We start from the raw sequence: 16,098 nt of genomic DNA, 5'->3' as shown, positions 1-16,098 counted from the left end.
CGCCTACTCCGCCGCCGTCAGCAATTGCCCCGACGCCAGGCGGGAGCATTCCGCCATCACCGCGGACGCCCGCGCGATCGGGTTGGTCATGTAGAAATCGGCGATCACCGGCTTGAACGGCGTCTTCTCGACGCTGCCGCCGGCGCCCGCCAGCTTGCGCACATCGGCCGGATCGCCGGCCTCGATCTGGTCGACCCGCATCAGATGCGGCACCTCGGCGAACAGCGCCTTGCGCAGCGCCGCCAGCGAGTCGTAGGGCAGCTTGGCGCCGAGCGCTTCGGACAGCGCCCGCAGGATCGCCCAGTCCTCGCGCGCATCGCCCGGCGGGAACGACGCCCGGTTCGCGATCTGCACGCGGCCTTCGGTGTTGACGTAGATGCCCGACTTCTCGGTGTAGGCGGCTCCCGGCAGGATCACGTCGGCGCGGTGCGCGCCGCGATCGCCATGGGTGCCGATGTAGACCACGAACGCGCCGTCCGGCACCTTGATCTCGTCGGCACCGAGCGAGAACAGCAGGTCGACGCCGCCGGCGGTGGTCATCTCCGCCGCGCTCAGCCCGTTCGCACCCGGCACGAAGCCGATGTCGAGCGCACCGACGCTGGAGGCCGCCGGATGCAGCACCGCAAAGCCGTTCCAGCCGTCGTCGAGCGCGCCGACGTCGGCGGCGAGCTTGGCCGCCAGCGACAGGATCGCCGCTCCGTCGCGCCGCGCCGTCGCTGCGGCGCCGACCAGGACGATCGGGCGCTTGGCGTTCTTCAGCGTCTCGGCGAACGCGTGCTTGCCGACGATCAGGTCGTTCAACGTGTCGGTACCGGCACCGAGATAGTCGTAGTGATAGGTCAGCTCGGCCCTGTCACCGATCACGCCGATCGGCATGCCGCTGGCGCGCCAGCGCTTGCGGATCCGGGCGTTGAGGATCGCCGCCTCTTTGCGCGGATCGGAGCCGATGATCAGCACCGCGTCGGCCTGCTCGATCCCGACGATGCCCGGATTGAAGATGTAGCCGGCGCGGCCGGCCTTCGGATCGAACGCCGCGACGTTCTGCGCCGCGATATTAGCCGAGCCGAGCTTGGCGAGCAGCTGCTTCAGCGCGAACATCTCTTCGACCGCGGCGAGATCGCCGGCGATCGCGCCGATCTTCTTCGGCGAAGTGCCGTCGAGCCTGGCCTTGATCGCGGCGAACGCCTGCGGCCAGCTCGCCGGCTTCAGCTTGCCGCCCTCGCGGACGTAGGGCCGGTCGAGCCGCTGGGTGCGCAGACCGTCGACCACGTGGCGGGTCTTGTCGGAGATCCACTCCTCGTTGATCGCCTCGTTGACGCGCGGCAGGATCCGCATCACTTCGCGGCCGCGGGTGTCGACCCGGATCGCCGAGCCGACGCCGTCCATCACGTCGACCGACTGGGTCTTGCCGAGCTCCCAGGGCCGCGCCGCGAAGGCGTAGGGCTTCGACGTCAGCGCGCCGACCGGGCAGATGTCGACCAGATTGCCCTGCAGCTCGGAGGTGAGCGCCTTCTCGAGATAGGTGGTGATCTCCATGTCCTCGCCGCGGCCGATCGCGCCCATCTCCGGCACGCCGCAGACTTCGGCGGCGAAGCGCACGCAGCGGGTGCACTGGATGCAGCGGGTCATCGAGGTCTTGACCAGCACGCCGAGATACTTGTCCTCGACCGCGCGCTTGTTCTCGGCGAACCGGCTCTGGTCGACGCCGTAGCCCATCGCCTGGTCCTGCAGGTCGCACTCGCCGCCCTGGTCGCAGATCGGGCAATCGAGCGGATGGTTGATCAGCAGGAACTCCATCACGCCTTCGCGCGCCTTCTTGACCATCGGCGATTTGGTCGAGACTTCCGGCGGCTCGCCGTTCGGACCCGGGCGGCAGTCGCGCACACCCCAGGCGCAGCTCGCCACCGGCTTCGGCGAGCCCTTGAGTTCGACCAGACACATCCGGCAGTTGCCGGCGATCGACAGCCGCTCGTGATAACAGAACCGCGGAATCTCGGCGCCGGCCGACTCGCAGGCCTGCAGCAGCGTGTATTCCGGCGGAACTTCGACTTCCTTGCCGTCGACGATGATCTTGATCATATCGTTCCAGTCACTCTCAGTGTCGGCGAGCGATCAATGCGGCTGGTCGGCGAGATCGAGACGACGCTCGATCCGGTCGACACGAACTTCGAGACGATCGAGACGGCGATTGACGCCGGCCAAGCCTTCTTCGACACCCGTCATACGTACCTTCAGGTCGTGAACGTCATCGATCACGCGATCGAGTTTGGCGTCCATCCGCCGCAAATAAGTCAGCACCAGATTGTCGGGCTCGTCCGCCATCTTCGCCTCCTACTCCGCCGCTTGCATGTGCGCCGGATCGAGCACGCCCTGGTCGTCGAGCGTCGCCTTGCGCGAAAAGTCGTCGATGCGGCGCTCGATCTCCGGGCGGAAGGCGCGGATCAGGCCCTGGATCGGCCAGGCCGCGGCGTCGCCGAGCGCGCAGATGGTGTGGCCTTCGACCTGCTTGGTCACTTCCAGCAGCATGTCGATCTCGCGCTTGTGGGCGCGGCCTTCGACCATGCGGTCGAGCACGCGCCACATCCAGCCGGTGCCTTCGCGGCACGGCGTGCACTGGCCGCAGCTTTCGTGCTTGAAGAAGTAGCTGATGCGCGCGATCGCCGCGATGACGTCGGTGGACTTGTCCATGACGATGACGCCGGCGGTGCCGAAGCTCGACTTCACCGCGCGGGTGCCGTCGAAGTCCATGATCAGCTCTTCGCAGTCGGCCGCCGGGATCAACGGGCACGACGCGCCGCCGGGAATGATCGCCAACAGATTGTCCCAGCCGCCGCGGATGCCGCCGCCGTGCTTCTCGATCAGCTCGCGGAACGGAATGCTCATCGCCTCTTCGACGACGCACGGCGTGTTGACGTGGCCGGAGATGCCGTACAGCTTGGTACCGACATTGTTGGCGCGGCCGATCGACGAGAACCACGCGGCGCCGCGGCGCAGGATGTCCGGTGCGACCGCGATCGACTCGACGTTGTTGACCGTGGTCGGACAGCCGAACAGGCCGACATTGGCCGGGAACGGCGGCTTCAGCCGCGGCTGGCCCTTCTTGCCCTCGAGGCTTTCGAGCAGCGCGGTTTCCTCGCCGCAGATATAGGCGCCGGCGCCGTGCGCGACATAGAGGTCGAACGGATAGCCGTGGACGTTGTCCTTGCCGATCAGCTTGGCCTCGTAGGCCTGATCGATCGCCGCCTGCAGCCGCTCGCGCTCGCGGATGAATTCGCCGCGGACGTAGATGTAACCGGTGTGGGCGCCCATCGCGCAGCCGGCGAGCAGACAGCCTTCGACCAGCGTGTGCGGGTCGTGGCGCATGATCTCGCGGTCTTTGCAGGTGCCGGGTTCGGACTCGTCGGCGTTGACCACCAGGTAGCTCGGCCGGCCGTCGGCATTGTCCTTCGGCATGAACGACCATTTCAGGCCGGTCGGGAAGCCGGCGCCGCCGCGGCCGCGCAGGCCCGACGCCTTCATCTCGTTGATGATCCAGTCGCGGCCCTTGTCGATGATCGCCTTGGTGCCTTCCCACGCGCCGCGACGGCGCGCGCCCTTCAGCGTCCAGTCATCGAGACCGTACAGGTTCCGGAAGATGCGGTCCTTGTCGTCCAGCATGGCTTGCGGCGTTCCCTGTCAGCGTTTCGATTGCATGTAAGCGAGTCCGACGGCGCAGCCCCCGAAGGTCAGCGCCCAGATCAGGCTCGATTGGAGTGTCGCACCGAGCGCGTAGCGCTGCAGCAGAAATATGAACGCTGCGGCGGCGACACCGTGCAGCAGGATGTAAACCGGGGTCGGCATGGCTCTCGCGCTCTCCGCGACGGCGCGCCCGGTGGGGGCGATCGTCGTCATGGCGTGTTGTTACCGCTGGAATCCGCAGCCGGCGGCTTCGGTGCCGGCCGCTCCTGGACATTGGCTGCCGCACCGGCCCGCTTGGCCTCGTCGTCGGTCAGCGACGGTCCGTTGGCATCGACCGGCGATACGTTGATACCGCCACTCTGCAGCGTGGTCGGACCGGTGATCGGCGCCGCGTATTGGCGGCCGTTCTGCGGCCCCGGCTTCGGCGGATTGCCGCTGGCAAAGCCGTCGAGCACCTTGTTCAGCAGCTCGGGCGTCAGGTCCTCGTAGGTGTCCTTCCAGATCTGCACCATCGGCGCGTTCACGCAGGCGCCGGCGCACTCGACTTCCTCCCAGGAGAAGTCGCCGTCGGCGGACAGATGGAACGGGTCGTGATGGATCCGGTTCTTGCAGACCTCGATCAGCTCGCCAGCACCGCGCAGCCGGCACGGCGTGGTGCCGCAGACCTGGACGTGCGCCTTCTTGCCGACCGGGTTGAGCTGGAACATGGTGTAGAACGTCGCCACCTCCAGTGCGCGGATGTGCGGCATCTGCAACATGTCGGCGACGGTTCGGATCGCCGCTTCCGGCAACCAGCCGCCGCACTGTTCCTGCGCCCGCCACATGATCGCGATCACCGCCGAGAACTGCCGGCCCGGCGGATACTTCGTGATCTCCTTCTGCGCCCAGGCGAGATTGTCCGCGGTGAACGCGAAGCTCTCGGGTTGCAGCTCTTTGGGTGCCAGACGACGAACGGACATGCTCAGTTTCTCGCCGAGCGCTGTGCCACGCTCGCATTCAGGTGTTGGATCCGGGCCTGCCAGAACGCGCTCGCGGTTCCGACGACGTTGTAGCCGACATTCGACGCGACCTTGATCCGGTCGAGAATGCCGAGGTCGACCACGGCCTCGTAGCGATTGCTTTGCGGGTCGTACACGACCAGCTTCAGCGGGGTGTGTTCGAGGATGTAGCGCGACACCTTGTGGTCGCGGTCGCTGCCGTGCTCTTCGCACAGGATCGCGGTGTCTTCGGCGAGCAGCCGCTCGCCGCCGCGGATCGCGTCGATCTCGACGCCCTCGACGTCGAGCTTGACGATGTACTTGCCGCCGGTCGGCAGATGGCCGTCGTCGATCAGATCGTCGAGCCGGATCACCGGCACGTCCTCACCGCCGGCGCCGGGCTTGCCGACGATGCTGAGCGCCTCGTGTTTGGTACCGGACAGCCTGGCGACGCCGCGCGCGGCGCCGACCGCGCATTTCAGAACCGAGAACCGGTTGCCGTTGACCGCGGCGTTGTGCGCCAGCCGGGCGAAATTCTGGCTCGACGGCTCGATCGCCAGGGTGCGGTGGGCGCCGAACGGCGCGCTCGACACCAGCACCGACCAGTAGCCGTAATTGGCGCCGCAATCGACGAAGGTGAAATCGACATCGGCGGCGTCGCGGAACAGCAGGTCGAGTTCGATCTCGTAGGCGTAGTCGCGCTGCAGCAGCTTGCTCCAGTAGCCGTCGCCGTAAGGAAACACGAAGGTCGCGTCCGGATTGAGCTTGATCGCGATGTCGCGCTCCGGCAGCGCCTTGCGCATCAGATTGGCCGCGGCGTTGTAGCCGCGATACGAGAAGGTCGACGACACCCGCGCGCCCATCACCAGCGCCAGCGCGGCCATGCGCTCGAGGGCGCCGGCGCCCTCGAGAGCGCCGGTGGCGCGGTCGAACTGGATGGGCTCGGGGGCGTTCACCGATCGACCTCTCCGAACACGATGTCGAGCGAGCCGAGGATCGCCGAGACGTCGGCCAACAGGTGGCCGCGGCTGAGGAAATCCATCGCCTGCAGGTGGGCGAAGCCGGGCGCGCGGATCTTGCACTTGTACGGCTTGTTGGTGCCGTCGGACACCAGATACACACCGAACTCGCCCTTCGGCGCTTCGACCGCGGCATAGACCTCGCCGGCCGGGACGTGGAAGCCCTCGGTGTACAGCTTGAAGTGATGGATCAGCGCTTCCATCGAACGCTTCATCTCGCCGCGCCGCGGCGGGAAGATCTTGTGGTCGTCGATCACGACGGGCCCCTGCCCGGCCGGCTCGCGCAGCTTGGCGATGCACTGCTTCATGATCCGCACCGCCTGCCGCATCTCTTCCATGCGGATGTGGTAGCGGTCGTAGCAGTCGCCGTTCTTGCCGATCGGCACTTCGAAGTCGAGTTCGGCGTAGCACTCGTAGGGCTGCGACTTGCGCAGATCCCAGGCGGCGCCGGAGCCGCGCACCATCACGCCGGAGAAGCCCCAGGCCCAGGCCTGATCGAGCGTCACCACGCCGATGTCGACGTTGCGCTGCTTGAAGATGCGGTTGTCGCTGAGCAGCCGGTCGAGGTCGTCGACCACCGCCGGGAAGGCGTCGCACCAGGCGTCGATATCGTCGATCAGCTTCGGCGGCAGATCCTGGTGCACGCCGCCGACGCGGAAATACGCCGCGTGCATCCGGCTGCCGGACGCCCGCTCGTAGAACATCATCAGCTTTTCGCGCTCTTCGAAGCCCCACAGCGGCGGGGTCAGCGCGCCGACGTCCATCGCCTGCGTGGTGACGTTGAGCAGATGCGACAGGATGCGGCTGATCTCGGCATACAGCACGCGGATCAGCTGCGCCCGACGCGGCACCGTGATTCCGAGCAGCTTTTCCACCGCGAGACAGAAGGCGTGCTCCTGGCTCATCGGCGCGACGTAGTCGAGCCGGTCGAAATACGGAATCGCCTGCAGATAGGTCTTGGCCTCGATCAGCTTCTCGGTGCCGCGATGCAGCAGCCCGATATGCGGATCGACCCGTTCCACCACCTCGCCGTCCAGTTCCAGCACCAGCCGAAGCACGCCGTGCGCCGCCGGATGCTGCGGCCCGAAATTGATGGTGAAGTTGCGCACGCTGGGCGTGTCCGCGTGTGCGGCGGCGGAGGCGGCGGCATCAGCCATGGGGCAAGCTCCGCTTGCTGGGAAAACGCGAAGGGCGAACGGCGAACGAGATCACGACTTCACTCCAGCCTTCTCGTCTCCGGGAAGAACCGGATAGTCCGCGCCTTCCCACGGCGATAGGAAGTCGAACTTGCGGAATTCCTGATTGAGCCGCACCGGCTCGTAGACCACCCGCTTCTGGTCGTCGTCGTAGCGAACCTCGACGAAACCGGTGAGCGGAAAATCCTTGCGCAGCGGATGTCCCTCGAAACCGTAATCAGTCAGCAGCCGGCGCATATCGGGGTGGCCGGTGATGATGATGCCGTAGAGGTCGTAGGCTTCGCGCTCGAACCAGTCGGCGCCGGGGAAGACGTCGATGATCGACGGCACCAGCGTGGTCTCGCCGACCTCGGCCTTGACCCGCACCCGCTCGTTCAGCTTCGGCGACAGCAGATGATAGACGATCTCGAACCGCTGGGCGCGGCCGGGATAGTCGACCGCGGTCATGTCGATGAAGCTGATGAAGCGGAAGCGCGGATCGTCGCGCAGCAACCGCATCACCTCCACGATTTTGCCGGCATCGACGATCAGCGTGAGCTGGCCGAACGCGACCGAATGACCGGTCGCGATTCCCGGCAAGGCGCCGACCATCGTCTGACCCAGGGTGTCGAGCCCGTTGTCGTCCATGAAACAGCCTTCTTCAGCGTTCGATAGTGCCGGTCCGCCGGATTTTCTTCTGCAGCAGCATCACGCCGTACAGCAGGGCTTCGGCGGTGGGCGGACAGCCGGGCACATAGATGTCGATCGGAACGATACGGTCGCAGCCGCGCACCACGGAATACGAATAGTGATAGTAGCCGCCGCCGTTGGCGCACGATCCCATCGAGATCACGTAGCGCGGCTCCGGCATCTGATCGTAGACCTTGCGCAGCGCCGGAGCCATCTTGTTGGTCAGCGTGCCGGCGACGATCATCACGTCGGACTGCCGCGGCGACGCACGCGGCGCGAACCCGAACCGCTCGGCGTCGTAGCGCGGCATCGACAGCTGCATCATCTCGACCGCGCAGCAGGCCAGGCCGAAGGTCATCCACATCAACGAGCCGGTGCGCGCCCAGGTGATCAGGTCGTCGGTCGCGGCGACGAAGAAGCCCTTGTCGGACAGTTCGCGATTGACGTTGAGAAAGAACGGATCGTCGGCGCCGACAGGCTTGCCGGTGTTGGGGTCGATGATGCCGGTGGCGGGCCGCGCGATCAGCGGCTGCGCGCCGGCCGGATGTTGCGACGGCGTCGGCTGCATCGTCTCAGGCCTCAATCCCATTCCAACGCGCCCTTCTTCCATTCATAGGCGAAACCCACCGTCAGGACCCCGAGAAACACCATCATCGACCAGAACCCGGTGGCCCCGAGCTTGCCGAAGGCCACCGCCCACGGAAACAGGAACGCGACCTCGAGATCGAAGATGATGAACAGGATGGCGACCAGATAGAATCTGACGTCGAATTTCATGCGGGCATCGCTGAAAGCATTGAATCCGCATTCATAGGCCGAGAGCTTCTCAGGGTCCGGCTGCTGATACGCCACCGCAAACGGCGCGACCAGAAGGACGAAGCTCAAACCCGCCGCAACGATGATAAAAACGACGATTGGCAGATAGTTAGACAGAATGCCGCTCATCCCGTTCCCTAACCCCGCGGCGTGTTGCGCTGCCGCAGACTCGTTCGCATTTGAATTGTTCTACCGCTTAGCGCAGTGCAACAGGGGGCGCAAGCCAAGCTGTGGCAAGACCGAGGGCATATGCACCCTCATACGTCTTTAGCAGCACGAATTCGTGACTCATCATTCACCACGGCTCGCAGATCGCATCAACCAGATCGAAACCATACCGCCACGGTACGAAACCATTTTCGGAAACGGCGAAACGATCCTGAAACACACGCAAGGCTATCGTCCGTTCGTCGACGCGGCAACAACAAGCGCCGCGCGGAGGCAGCGATGAACCACTCTTTGCATTCAGCGGATCGTGCGACCCACCTGAAGATCGTGGTGGTGGCCCTCATTGCTGGGATCGGTGTCGCGGCGCTCGGGATCACCGCCCGCACCACTGCCTCCGACAGCCAGACCGCCCAGGTCATCAAGGCGACCAAGCAGATGACCGTCACAGACTCCGGCCGCTCGACGGTGAGATAGCAACGGCTTCATCGCCGCGCATCAAGGGTAACACAGTGTTGAGAAGGCCGCCATCGCGCGGCCTTTCGCATGTCCGGCCGCTTGAATCTTATCGCGCCTGCGGCTTGCGCGAAGGCGTAGCCCCCCCGCCGTGCCGGCCGCTCGCGGCGTCCGGCGGCTTTGGTCTCAGCCTCGCCGCTCACCACCAGGCGACAAGCTGCAGGACTGTCCGCCAGGACTTTCCGCCAAGTCTTTCAACTAGGCCATTGACCAAGGCATTCAACATGTTGTCGGGAGAAGTTCGCGGTGGTGCCAAACGCCCGTCCGGGCGAAATGGCGCGAGAGACGGGGCTCGAACCCGCGACCTCCGGCGTGACAGGCCGGCGCTCTAACCAACTGAGCTACTCCCGCGTGGTTTTGCGTCAACCGCGCAGGCGGTCGACTTAAAGGGACGCCCGACCCAAGTCAAGCGGGTAACGGCAGAGATTCCCATTCTCGTGCGGACAACCGCATTTCCCCTTTAATGTCGGCGTCTTTTTACGCCCTGATGCAAATAATGCGCTGTTTACAGGGCAAACGACGTAGGCAGCGGCCACCCGAATCGTCTAAGCCCTGCTACGTCTTAGTTTCTAAGCCGCCACACACAGCAGGAGGGCTATATGGCGAAGAAAGCAGCTGCCAAATCCGCGACGCCGGCGACGGTGACCCTGAAGCATCTCGCAGCGGCGCTCGCCGAAGAGCACGAGCTGTCGAAGAAGCAGACCGAAGCCATTCTCGGCGACATGGTCACCCGCATCACCAAGCACCTGAAGAAGGGCGAGCGCATCCGCATCGTCGGCCTCGGCATCCTCCAGGTCCGCAAGCGCGCCGCCCGCATGGGCCGCAACCCGGCCACCGGCGAGCAGATCCAGATCAAGGCCTCCAAGAAGGTGGCGTTCCGCGCCGCCAAGGAACTCAAGGAAGCGATCTGATCCGCTTCCGAGCGGCGTTCGTCGGGTGGCTCGGCTTGACCCGGGCCGCGTGAGGCATGCTTCTCGCAGCAAGGCGCTGGAGTTGCGGTTCTGATGATGTCAGGACCAGAACTCCAGCTTCTGGATTGAAGAACGGCAGGCTTGGGCATCCGCCCCGCCTGCCGTTTCTTTTTGGCGACACCCGAGCGACCCCGCGGGTCGCGCCGCAGGACGGGACCGGATATCAACAGCAAGGCCGCGCAACCGGAGGCGCCAGATCTGTTTCCGGTGCCGCGCCGCTGCAAGGGAGCTCGGATGTGACCGCGATCGACTTCGACTTCACCGTGCTGGAGCGCTTCCTCCGCTACGTCACCATCGACACCCAGTCGGACCCGGCCTCGGGCACCTGCCCTTCCACCGAGAAGCAGAAGAATCTCGGCGCACTGCTGGCGCAGGAGCTGCGCGAGCTGGGGCTCGCCGACGCCCATCTCGACGACCACGGCTACGTCTACGCGACGATTCCCACGACCACCGCCAAGCCGAACGTCCCGGTGGTCTGCTTCTGCGCCCACATGGACACCTCGCCCGATTGTTCAGGTGCCGGCGTCAAGCCGCAGGTCTGGAAGGACTATCAGGGCGGCGACATCGTGCTGCCGGGGGATTCCTCCCAGGTGATCCGGCGTGCCGACCACCCGGCGCTGGCGGATCAGATCGGCCACGACATCGTCACCAGCGACGGCACCACCCTGCTCGGCGCCGACAACAAGGCCGGCGTCGCCGAGATCATGGACGCCGCACGATTCCTGCTGGCGCATCCCGAGATCCAGCACGGCACGCTCAAGATCCTGTTCACCCCGGACGAGGAAATCGGCCGCGGCGTCGACAAGGTCGACCTGAACAAGCTCGGTGCCGATTTCGCCTACACCATGGACGGCGAGAGCGCCGGCCACATCGAGGACGAGACGTTCTCGGCCGACAGCGCGGTGATCACCATCGAGGGCGTCAGCGCCCATCCGGGCTTCGCCAAGGGCAAGATCGAGCACGCCATCAAGATCGCCGCAGCGATCATCGAACGGTTGCCGAAAACCGGATGCTCGCCGGAAACCACCGAAGGGCGCGAAGGCTTCCTGCACCCGGTCGGCATCAGCGGCACGCTGGAGAAGGCAACCGTCGGCTTCATCGTCCGTGACTTCACCGAAGCCGGGCTGCAGGACAAGGAGACGCTGCTGCAGAGCATCGTCGAAGAGGTGATGCTGGAGTATCCGCGCTCGCGCGCCAGAATCGAGATCCAGCCGCAATATCGCAACATGAAGCAGGTGCTCGACCGCCATCCCGAACTGGTCGAGAACGCCCGCGAAGCGATCCGCCGCGCCGGCCTCACCCCGGTCACCGCGGCGATTCGCGGCGGCACCGACGGCGCCCGGCTGTCGTTCATGGGCCTGCCCTGCCCCAACGTGTTCGCCGGCGAGCACGCCTTCCACTCCCGTCTGGAATGGGTCAGCCGCCAGGACATGGAAGCGGCGGTCCGCACCATCGTGCATCTGGCGATGATCTTCGAACAGCAGGCGTAGCGCGCGCATCGCGGCGCCGCCCGCCCAGCGCGCTGGCGCGGATGGCGGCGGCCGCGATGTTGTCTCAATCGTTGGACCACGATCCAGGAATCAGGTCTGAGTTCCCGTGCCGCGCAAGTTCCATTCGCGCGCGCGACACGGAGAGCTCTCGGATGATGTGCGCCCGCTTCATGCCTTTGGCGTCGTCGCGCAGGATCGGGCTGTTCGCGCTGATCGCCGCTGCCCCCATGCTCCTTTCGGGCTGCAAGGAGGAGAACAAATACGCAGCGCCGCCGCCCGCCAAGGTCACCGTGGCCAAGCCGACCCAGGCGCCGGTGACGCTGTATGCGGAGTTCACCGGCAACACCGCGCCGGTCGCCTCGGTCGATCTCGAAGCCCGGGTGCAGGGCTTCATCGAGAGCATCAACTATCTCGACGGCGAAGCGGTCAGGAAAGACCGGGTGCTGTTCAAGATCGAGCAGGCGCAATACCAGGCCCAGGTCGACCTGCAGCAGGCGCAGCTCGACGGCGCCAAGGCCAAGCAGGTCAACGCCCAGCGCGAGGCCGACCGGCAGTCGATCCTCGGCCAGAAGGACGTTGCCTCGCAGCGCAACGTCGATGACGCCCTGACCAATCTGGCAGCCGCCAACGCCCAGGTCGCCGCCGCCGAAGCGTCGCTGGCGCTCGCCAAGACCTCGCTCGGCTACACCACGGTGACGGCACCGTTCGACGGCGTGGTGACCCGCCGGCTGGTCAACGTCGGCACCCTGGTCGGCTCGGCCGGCGCCACCAAGCTCGCCACCATCCTTCAGGTCGATCCGCTCTACGTCTATTTCAACATCACCGAGCAGCAGCAGATCAATCTGCGCGACGCGCTCGCGCGGCGCGGCAAGACGCTGAAGGACATGCGCGAAGAGCGGCTGGAAATGCCGATCCAGGTCGCGCTGTCGTCCGACACCACGTTCCCATACGCCGGCAAGGTCGACTACATCGCGCCGCAGGTCGATCCATCGACCGGCACCCTGCAGCTCCGCGGCTCGCTGCCGAACAAGGACGTGGCGCTGGTGCCCGGCCTGTTCGTCAGGGTCCGGGTCGCGGTCGGCAAGCTCGATGACGCGCTGCTGATCAACGACACCGCGGTGATGTCGAACCAGACCGGCAGCTACGTCATGGTGGTCGGCGCCGGCGACGTGGTCGAGCAGCGCCAGGTCACGCTCGGCCCGCAGGAAGGGCAGCTCCGCGTCGTCACCAACGGCCTGAAGGCCGACGACCGGGTGGTGATCGGCGCGATCCAGCGCGCGATCGCCGGCAACACCGTCGCGCCGGTGGCCGGGACCATGGCGGCCGCTCCGACCGCGCCGACCCCGGCGCCTGCCGCGCTGAGCCCTGGAGCCCAATCCGGCACCGCGAAACCCTGATCCGCTCGGCCCTCACGAGGCGTTGCCCATGTTCTCGCGCTTCTTCATCGAACGGCCGGTGCTGTCCAACACCCTCGCCTTTCTGATCATCCTGCTCGGCGCCCTGGCGCTGATGCGGCTGCCGGTGTCGCAATATCCCGACGTGGTGCCGCCGACAGTGTCGGTGTCGGCAAGCTATCCCGGCGCCAGCGCCCGCACCGTGATGGATTCGGTGGCGCTGCCGATCGAGCAGCAGGTCAACGGCGTCGAGGGCATGATCTACATGCAGTCGACCAGCGCCAGTGACGGCAGCTACAATCTGGTCGTCACCTTCGACATCGGCACCGACCCGAACATGGCGCAGGTGCTGGTGCAGAACCGCGTGTCGCTGGCCACGGCGCAGCTGCCGGCCTCGGTCTCGACCCAGGGCCTCAACGTCAAGAAGAAGTCGACCTCGATCCTGCAATTCGTCAGCCTGGTCTCGTCGGACGGCCGCTACGACAATCTGTTTCTCGCCAATTACGCCAAGATCAACCTGCAGAACGAGCTGGCGCGGCTGCCCGGCGTCGGCGACGTCTCGGTGCTCGGCTCGGGTTCGTATGCGATGCGGATCTGGCTCGATCCCGACAGACTGCAGAGCTACGGCCTGACGCCGAGCGACGTGGTCAGCGCCGTGCAGCAGCAGAGCAATCAGGTCACCGCCGGCATGGTCGGCGGCCCGCCGGCGCCGTCGATCGTCAATTTCCAATACGCGCTCGACGTCGTCGGCCGCTTCAACCAAGCCACCGAATTCGAGAAGATCGTGGTCAAGGCGGTCGACCAGGGCGGCGGCCAGCTGGTGCGGATCGGCGACATCGGCCGGGTCGAACTCGGCGCCTCGTCCTACGGCCAGACCGCCAGCCTCGACGGCAAGCCGTCGGCCGCGATCGCGATCTCGCTGCTGACCGGCGCCAACGCGCTGTCGGTGGCGGAATCGGTCAACGCCAAGATGAAGCAGATGGCGGGTTCGTTCCCGGCCGGTCTCGACTACAAGGTGTCGTTCGACAGCACCAAGTTCATCACCGCCTCGGTCGACGAGGTCTACGAGACGCTGATCATCGCCGCCGTGCTGGTGCTGGTGGTGATCCTGCTGTTCCTGCAGGACTGGCGGGCGATGCTGGTCCCCGCCACCACCGTGCCGGTGACGATCATCGGCGCGTTCGCGGCGATGTCGGCGATGGGCTTCACCGTCAACACCACCAGCCTGTTCGCGCTGGTGCTGGCGATCGGCATCGTGGTCGACGACGCCATCGTCATCGTCGAAGGCGTCTCCCGCCACATCGCCGGCGGGATGTCGAGCCGCGAGGCCGCGGTGAAAGCGATGTCGGAGCTGTTCGGCCCGATCATCGGCATCACCTTGGTGCTGATGGCGGTGTTCCTGCCGGCGGCGGCGATCTCCGGCCTCACCGGCAAGATGTATCAGCAGTTCGCGCTGGTGATCGCCGCCACCGCGCTGATCTCGGCGGTCAACGCGGTGACGCTGAAGCCGACACAATGCGCGCTGTGGCTGCGCGCGCCAATGCCGCCGGAGCAACGCAATGTCGTCTACCGGATCTTCAACGCGGTGTATGCGCGCTGCGAAGCGGTGTATGCGGCGTTGATCCGCCGGCTGGTGGCGTTCAGCATCCCGACTACGATCGTCGGACTGGCGCTGATCGGGGTCGCGTTCTACGGGCTGTCGCGGGTGCCGACCGCGTTCCTGCCTTCGGAAGATCAGGGCTATTTCATCATCAGCCTGAAGCTGCCGGATTCGGCCTCCGCCGGCCGCAGCGAGGCGGCGGTGGCCAAGGCGGTCGAACTGGTGCGCCAGACCGCGGGCGTCGAGAGCGTGATCGGCGTGTCCGGGATCTCGCCGCTCGACAACAACGCCACGATGTACAACGCCGGCATGCTGTACGTCGTGCTGCACGACTGGGATCAGCGTAAGGCCACGGATCTCAGCATCGACGCGATCGCCGCCAGGGTGCGGGCCGCGCTCGCCACGCTCGACACCGCGACCGCCTTGGTGCTGATGCCGCCGCCGATCCAGGGTATCGGCAACACTTCGGGCTTCACCCTGATGGTGGAGATGAAGAACGGCAGCTCGGATTTCCTGGCGCTGCAGAACGCCGCCCAGCAGTTCGCCGCCAACGCTTCGACCCAGAGCGGCATCACCCACGCCGCCTCGACCTTCAACGCCGACGTCAAGCAGCTCCGTTTGGTGGTCGACCGGATGAAGGCGGAGACGCTCGGCGTCACCGTCGGCCAGGTGTTCTCCGCGGTCGAGAGCTATCTCGGCTCGACCTACGTCAACCAGTTCACCAAGTTCAACAACGTGTTCCAGGTCTACGTCCAGGCCGACGCGCCGTTCCGGCTGCGGCCCGGCGACGTGCTCAAGCTGAAGGTCAAGGGCTCGAACGGCCAGATGGTCCCGGTCGGCGCCGTCGCCTACCTGACCGACGAGGTCGGGCCGCCGCTGATCACGCTGTACAATCTCTATCCGGCCGCGACGCTGGTCGGCAGCCCGGCGCCCGGCTTCAGCTCCGGCGAGGCGATGACGCTGATGAGCGAGGTCGCGGCCAAATCGCTGCCGTCCTCGGTCGGCACCGCCTGGACCGGGATGTCGTATCAGGAGCAGGTGGTCGGCAATCAGATCTACTACGTGTTCGCGGTGGCGCTGCTGCTGGTGTATTTCGTGCTCGCCGGCCAATACGAAAGCTGGCTGCAGCCGCTCGCCGTGATCCTGGCGGTGCCGCTGACTCTGCTCGGCACCGTCGCGGCGCTGGAATGGTCCGGCCTGCCGAACGATCTCTATACCCAGATCGGCATCGTGCTGCTGATCGCGCTCGCGGCCAAGAACGCGATTCTGATCGTCGAATACGCCCGCGAAAAGTGTATCGAAGGCATGCCGATCGCCGAGGCCGCGGTCGAGGCGGCGCGGCTCAGGTTCCGGCCGATCCTGATGACCTCGTTCGCCTTCATCTTCGGCATGCTGCCGCTGGCGCTGGCGACGGGCGCCGGTGCCGGCGCGCGGGTGTCGCTCGGCATCGCGGTGGTCGCCGGCATGCTGGCCTCGACCGGCCTCGCGGTGCTGTTCGTGCCGTCGTTCTTCACCGTGCTGCAGCGGCTGGGGACGCGGCACGCGCCGGCCGCCAAGCCCGCGGGATGACGCCGCAGCCGCACCACGGCCGCGCCGCCGCCGCGGCG

At 66.1% G+C, this 16,098-nt stretch carries 15 protein-coding genes and 1 tRNA gene; 5 read left to right on the top strand and 11 right to left on the bottom strand.

Annotated features, from left to right (window positions below):
• Window positions 1-3 precede the first annotated feature (3 nt).
• Genes nuoG through DWA33_RS00140 form a run of 10 tightly spaced genes read right to left on the bottom strand, consistent with a single transcriptional unit; the run spans window position 4 to window position 8,484 of the window.
• Window positions 4-2,079 (bottom strand): NADH-quinone oxidoreductase subunit NuoG, encoded by a 2,076-nt coding sequence (nuoG, locus tag DWA33_RS00185; RefSeq protein ID WP_114356111.1) that lies wholly within the window; start codon window positions 2,077-2,079, stop codon window positions 4-6.
• A gap of 33 nt (window positions 2,080-2,112) precedes the next feature.
• Window positions 2,113-2,322: a hypothetical protein gene (locus DWA33_RS00180; RefSeq protein ID WP_114356110.1), complete on the bottom strand. Its 210-nt coding sequence runs from the start codon at window positions 2,320-2,322 to the stop codon at window positions 2,113-2,115.
• Window positions 2,323-2,331: 9 nt separating this feature from the next.
• Window positions 2,332-3,657, bottom strand: coding sequence for an NADH-quinone oxidoreductase subunit NuoF (gene nuoF, locus DWA33_RS00175; RefSeq protein WP_114356109.1), 1,326 nt, complete (start codon window positions 3,655-3,657; stop codon window positions 2,332-2,334).
• A gap of 18 nt (window positions 3,658-3,675) precedes the next feature.
• The gene (locus DWA33_RS00170; RefSeq protein ID WP_244601161.1) at window positions 3,676-3,840 is read right to left on the bottom strand and encodes a hypothetical protein; all 165 of its coding nucleotides are present in this window, start codon (window positions 3,838-3,840) and stop codon (window positions 3,676-3,678) included.
• 47 nt (window positions 3,841-3,887) lie between these two features.
• Complete coding sequence (gene nuoE, locus DWA33_RS00165) at window positions 3,888-4,637, bottom strand: NADH-quinone oxidoreductase subunit NuoE (protein WP_114356107.1); 750 nt, start codon at window positions 4,635-4,637, stop codon at window positions 3,888-3,890.
• Between the two features lie 2 nt (window positions 4,638-4,639).
• The gene (locus DWA33_RS00160) at window positions 4,640-5,611 is read right to left on the bottom strand and encodes an FkbM family methyltransferase (RefSeq protein ID WP_114356106.1); all 972 of its coding nucleotides are present in this window, start codon (window positions 5,609-5,611) and stop codon (window positions 4,640-4,642) included.
• Window positions 5,608-6,831, bottom strand: a complete 1,224-nt coding sequence (locus DWA33_RS00155; RefSeq protein ID WP_114356105.1) for an NADH-quinone oxidoreductase subunit D — start codon at window positions 6,829-6,831, stop codon at window positions 5,608-5,610. Before DWA33_RS00155 ends, DWA33_RS00160 begins: the two co-directional genes overlap by 4 nt.
• Window positions 6,832-6,882: 51 nt before the next feature.
• Window positions 6,883-7,497, bottom strand: coding sequence for an NADH-quinone oxidoreductase subunit C (locus DWA33_RS00150; protein WP_114356104.1), 615 nt, complete (start codon window positions 7,495-7,497; stop codon window positions 6,883-6,885).
• A gap of 13 nt (window positions 7,498-7,510) precedes the next feature.
• Window positions 7,511-8,128: a NuoB/complex I 20 kDa subunit family protein gene (locus DWA33_RS00145; protein ID WP_430707850.1), complete on the bottom strand. Its 618-nt coding sequence runs from the start codon at window positions 8,126-8,128 to the stop codon at window positions 7,511-7,513.
• Window positions 8,119-8,484 (bottom strand): NADH-quinone oxidoreductase subunit A, encoded by a 366-nt coding sequence (locus DWA33_RS00140; RefSeq protein ID WP_011158501.1) that lies wholly within the window; start codon window positions 8,482-8,484, stop codon window positions 8,119-8,121. Before DWA33_RS00140 ends, DWA33_RS00145 begins: the two co-directional genes overlap by 10 nt.
• A 318-nt stretch (window positions 8,485-8,802) precedes the next feature.
• Between DWA33_RS00140 and DWA33_RS00135 the strand changes: the two genes are divergently transcribed.
• Complete coding sequence (locus tag DWA33_RS00135; protein WP_114356102.1) at window positions 8,803-8,997, top strand: hypothetical protein; 195 nt, start codon at window positions 8,803-8,805, stop codon at window positions 8,995-8,997.
• Between the two features lie 313 nt (window positions 8,998-9,310).
• Here DWA33_RS00135 and DWA33_RS00130 read toward each other — a convergent pair.
• A tRNA-Asp gene (locus DWA33_RS00130) sits at window positions 9,311-9,387 on the bottom strand.
• Between the two features lie 248 nt (window positions 9,388-9,635).
• Here DWA33_RS00130 and DWA33_RS00125 point away from each other — a divergent pair.
• The 4 genes from DWA33_RS00125 to DWA33_RS00110 all read left to right on the top strand — a co-directional run bounded on the left by DWA33_RS00125 (window position 9,636) and on the right by DWA33_RS00110 (window position 16,060).
• Complete coding sequence (locus tag DWA33_RS00125) at window positions 9,636-9,947, top strand: HU family DNA-binding protein (RefSeq protein WP_114356101.1); 312 nt, start codon at window positions 9,636-9,638, stop codon at window positions 9,945-9,947.
• A 296-nt stretch (window positions 9,948-10,243) separates the two neighbouring features.
• Window positions 10,244-11,497 (top strand): peptidase T, encoded by a 1,254-nt coding sequence (pepT, locus tag DWA33_RS00120; RefSeq protein ID WP_114356100.1) that lies wholly within the window; start codon window positions 10,244-10,246, stop codon window positions 11,495-11,497.
• A 152-nt stretch (window positions 11,498-11,649) separates the two neighbouring features.
• Window positions 11,650-12,894, top strand: a complete 1,245-nt coding sequence (locus tag DWA33_RS00115) for an efflux RND transporter periplasmic adaptor subunit (protein WP_114356099.1) — start codon at window positions 11,650-11,652, stop codon at window positions 12,892-12,894.
• Between the two features lie 28 nt (window positions 12,895-12,922).
• Entirely contained in the window at window positions 12,923-16,060 is a 3,138-nt protein-coding gene (locus tag DWA33_RS00110) for an efflux RND transporter permease subunit (protein WP_114356098.1), read from the top strand.
• Window positions 16,061-16,098: the final 38 nt, after the last annotated feature.

It is taken from the genome of Rhodopseudomonas pentothenatexigens, assembly GCF_900218015.1.
GTDB classification, from domain to species: domain Bacteria; phylum Pseudomonadota; class Alphaproteobacteria; order Rhizobiales; family Xanthobacteraceae; genus Rhodopseudomonas; species Rhodopseudomonas pentothenatexigens.
The sequence above is the reverse complement of the archived record's forward strand: the minus strand, read 5'-3'. Positions and strand labels throughout refer to the sequence as shown.

What these genes read in the sequence shown, in the direction of transcription:
- nuoG (WP_114356111.1), bottom strand. Translation starts at nt 2,079, where the DNA reads ATGATCAAGATCATCGTCGACGGCAAGGAAGTCGAAGTTCCGCCGGAA.
- DWA33_RS00180 (WP_114356110.1), bottom strand. Translation starts at nt 2,322, where the DNA reads ATGGCGGACGAGCCCGACAATCTGGTGCTGACTTATTTGCGGCGGATG.
- nuoF (WP_114356109.1), bottom strand. Translation starts at nt 3,657, where the DNA reads ATGCTGGACGACAAGGACCGCATCTTCCGGAACCTGTACGGTCTCGAT.
- DWA33_RS00170 (WP_244601161.1), bottom strand. Translation starts at nt 3,840, where the DNA reads ATGCCGACCCCGGTTTACATCCTGCTGCACGGTGTCGCCGCCGCAGCG.
- nuoE (WP_114356107.1), bottom strand. Translation starts at nt 4,637, where the DNA reads ATGTCCGTTCGTCGTCTGGCACCCAAAGAGCTGCAACCCGAGAGCTTC.
- DWA33_RS00155 (WP_114356105.1), bottom strand. Translation starts at nt 6,831, where the DNA reads ATGGCTGATGCCGCCGCCTCCGCCGCCGCACACGCGGACACGCCCAGC.
- DWA33_RS00150 (WP_114356104.1), bottom strand. Translation starts at nt 7,497, where the DNA reads ATGGACGACAACGGGCTCGACACCCTGGGTCAGACGATGGTCGGCGCC.
- DWA33_RS00145 (WP_430707850.1), bottom strand. Translation starts at nt 8,128, where the DNA reads ATGGGATTGAGGCCTGAGACGATGCAGCCGACGCCGTCGCAACATCCG.
- DWA33_RS00140 (WP_011158501.1), bottom strand. Translation starts at nt 8,484, where the DNA reads ATGAGCGGCATTCTGTCTAACTATCTGCCAATCGTCGTTTTTATCATC.
- DWA33_RS00135 (WP_114356102.1), top strand. Translation starts at nt 8,803, where the DNA reads ATGAACCACTCTTTGCATTCAGCGGATCGTGCGACCCACCTGAAGATC.
- DWA33_RS00125 (WP_114356101.1), top strand. Translation starts at nt 9,636, where the DNA reads ATGGCGAAGAAAGCAGCTGCCAAATCCGCGACGCCGGCGACGGTGACC.
- DWA33_RS00115 (WP_114356099.1), top strand. Translation starts at nt 11,650, where the DNA reads ATGATGTGCGCCCGCTTCATGCCTTTGGCGTCGTCGCGCAGGATCGGG.
- DWA33_RS00110 (WP_114356098.1), top strand. Translation starts at nt 12,923, where the DNA reads ATGTTCTCGCGCTTCTTCATCGAACGGCCGGTGCTGTCCAACACCCTC.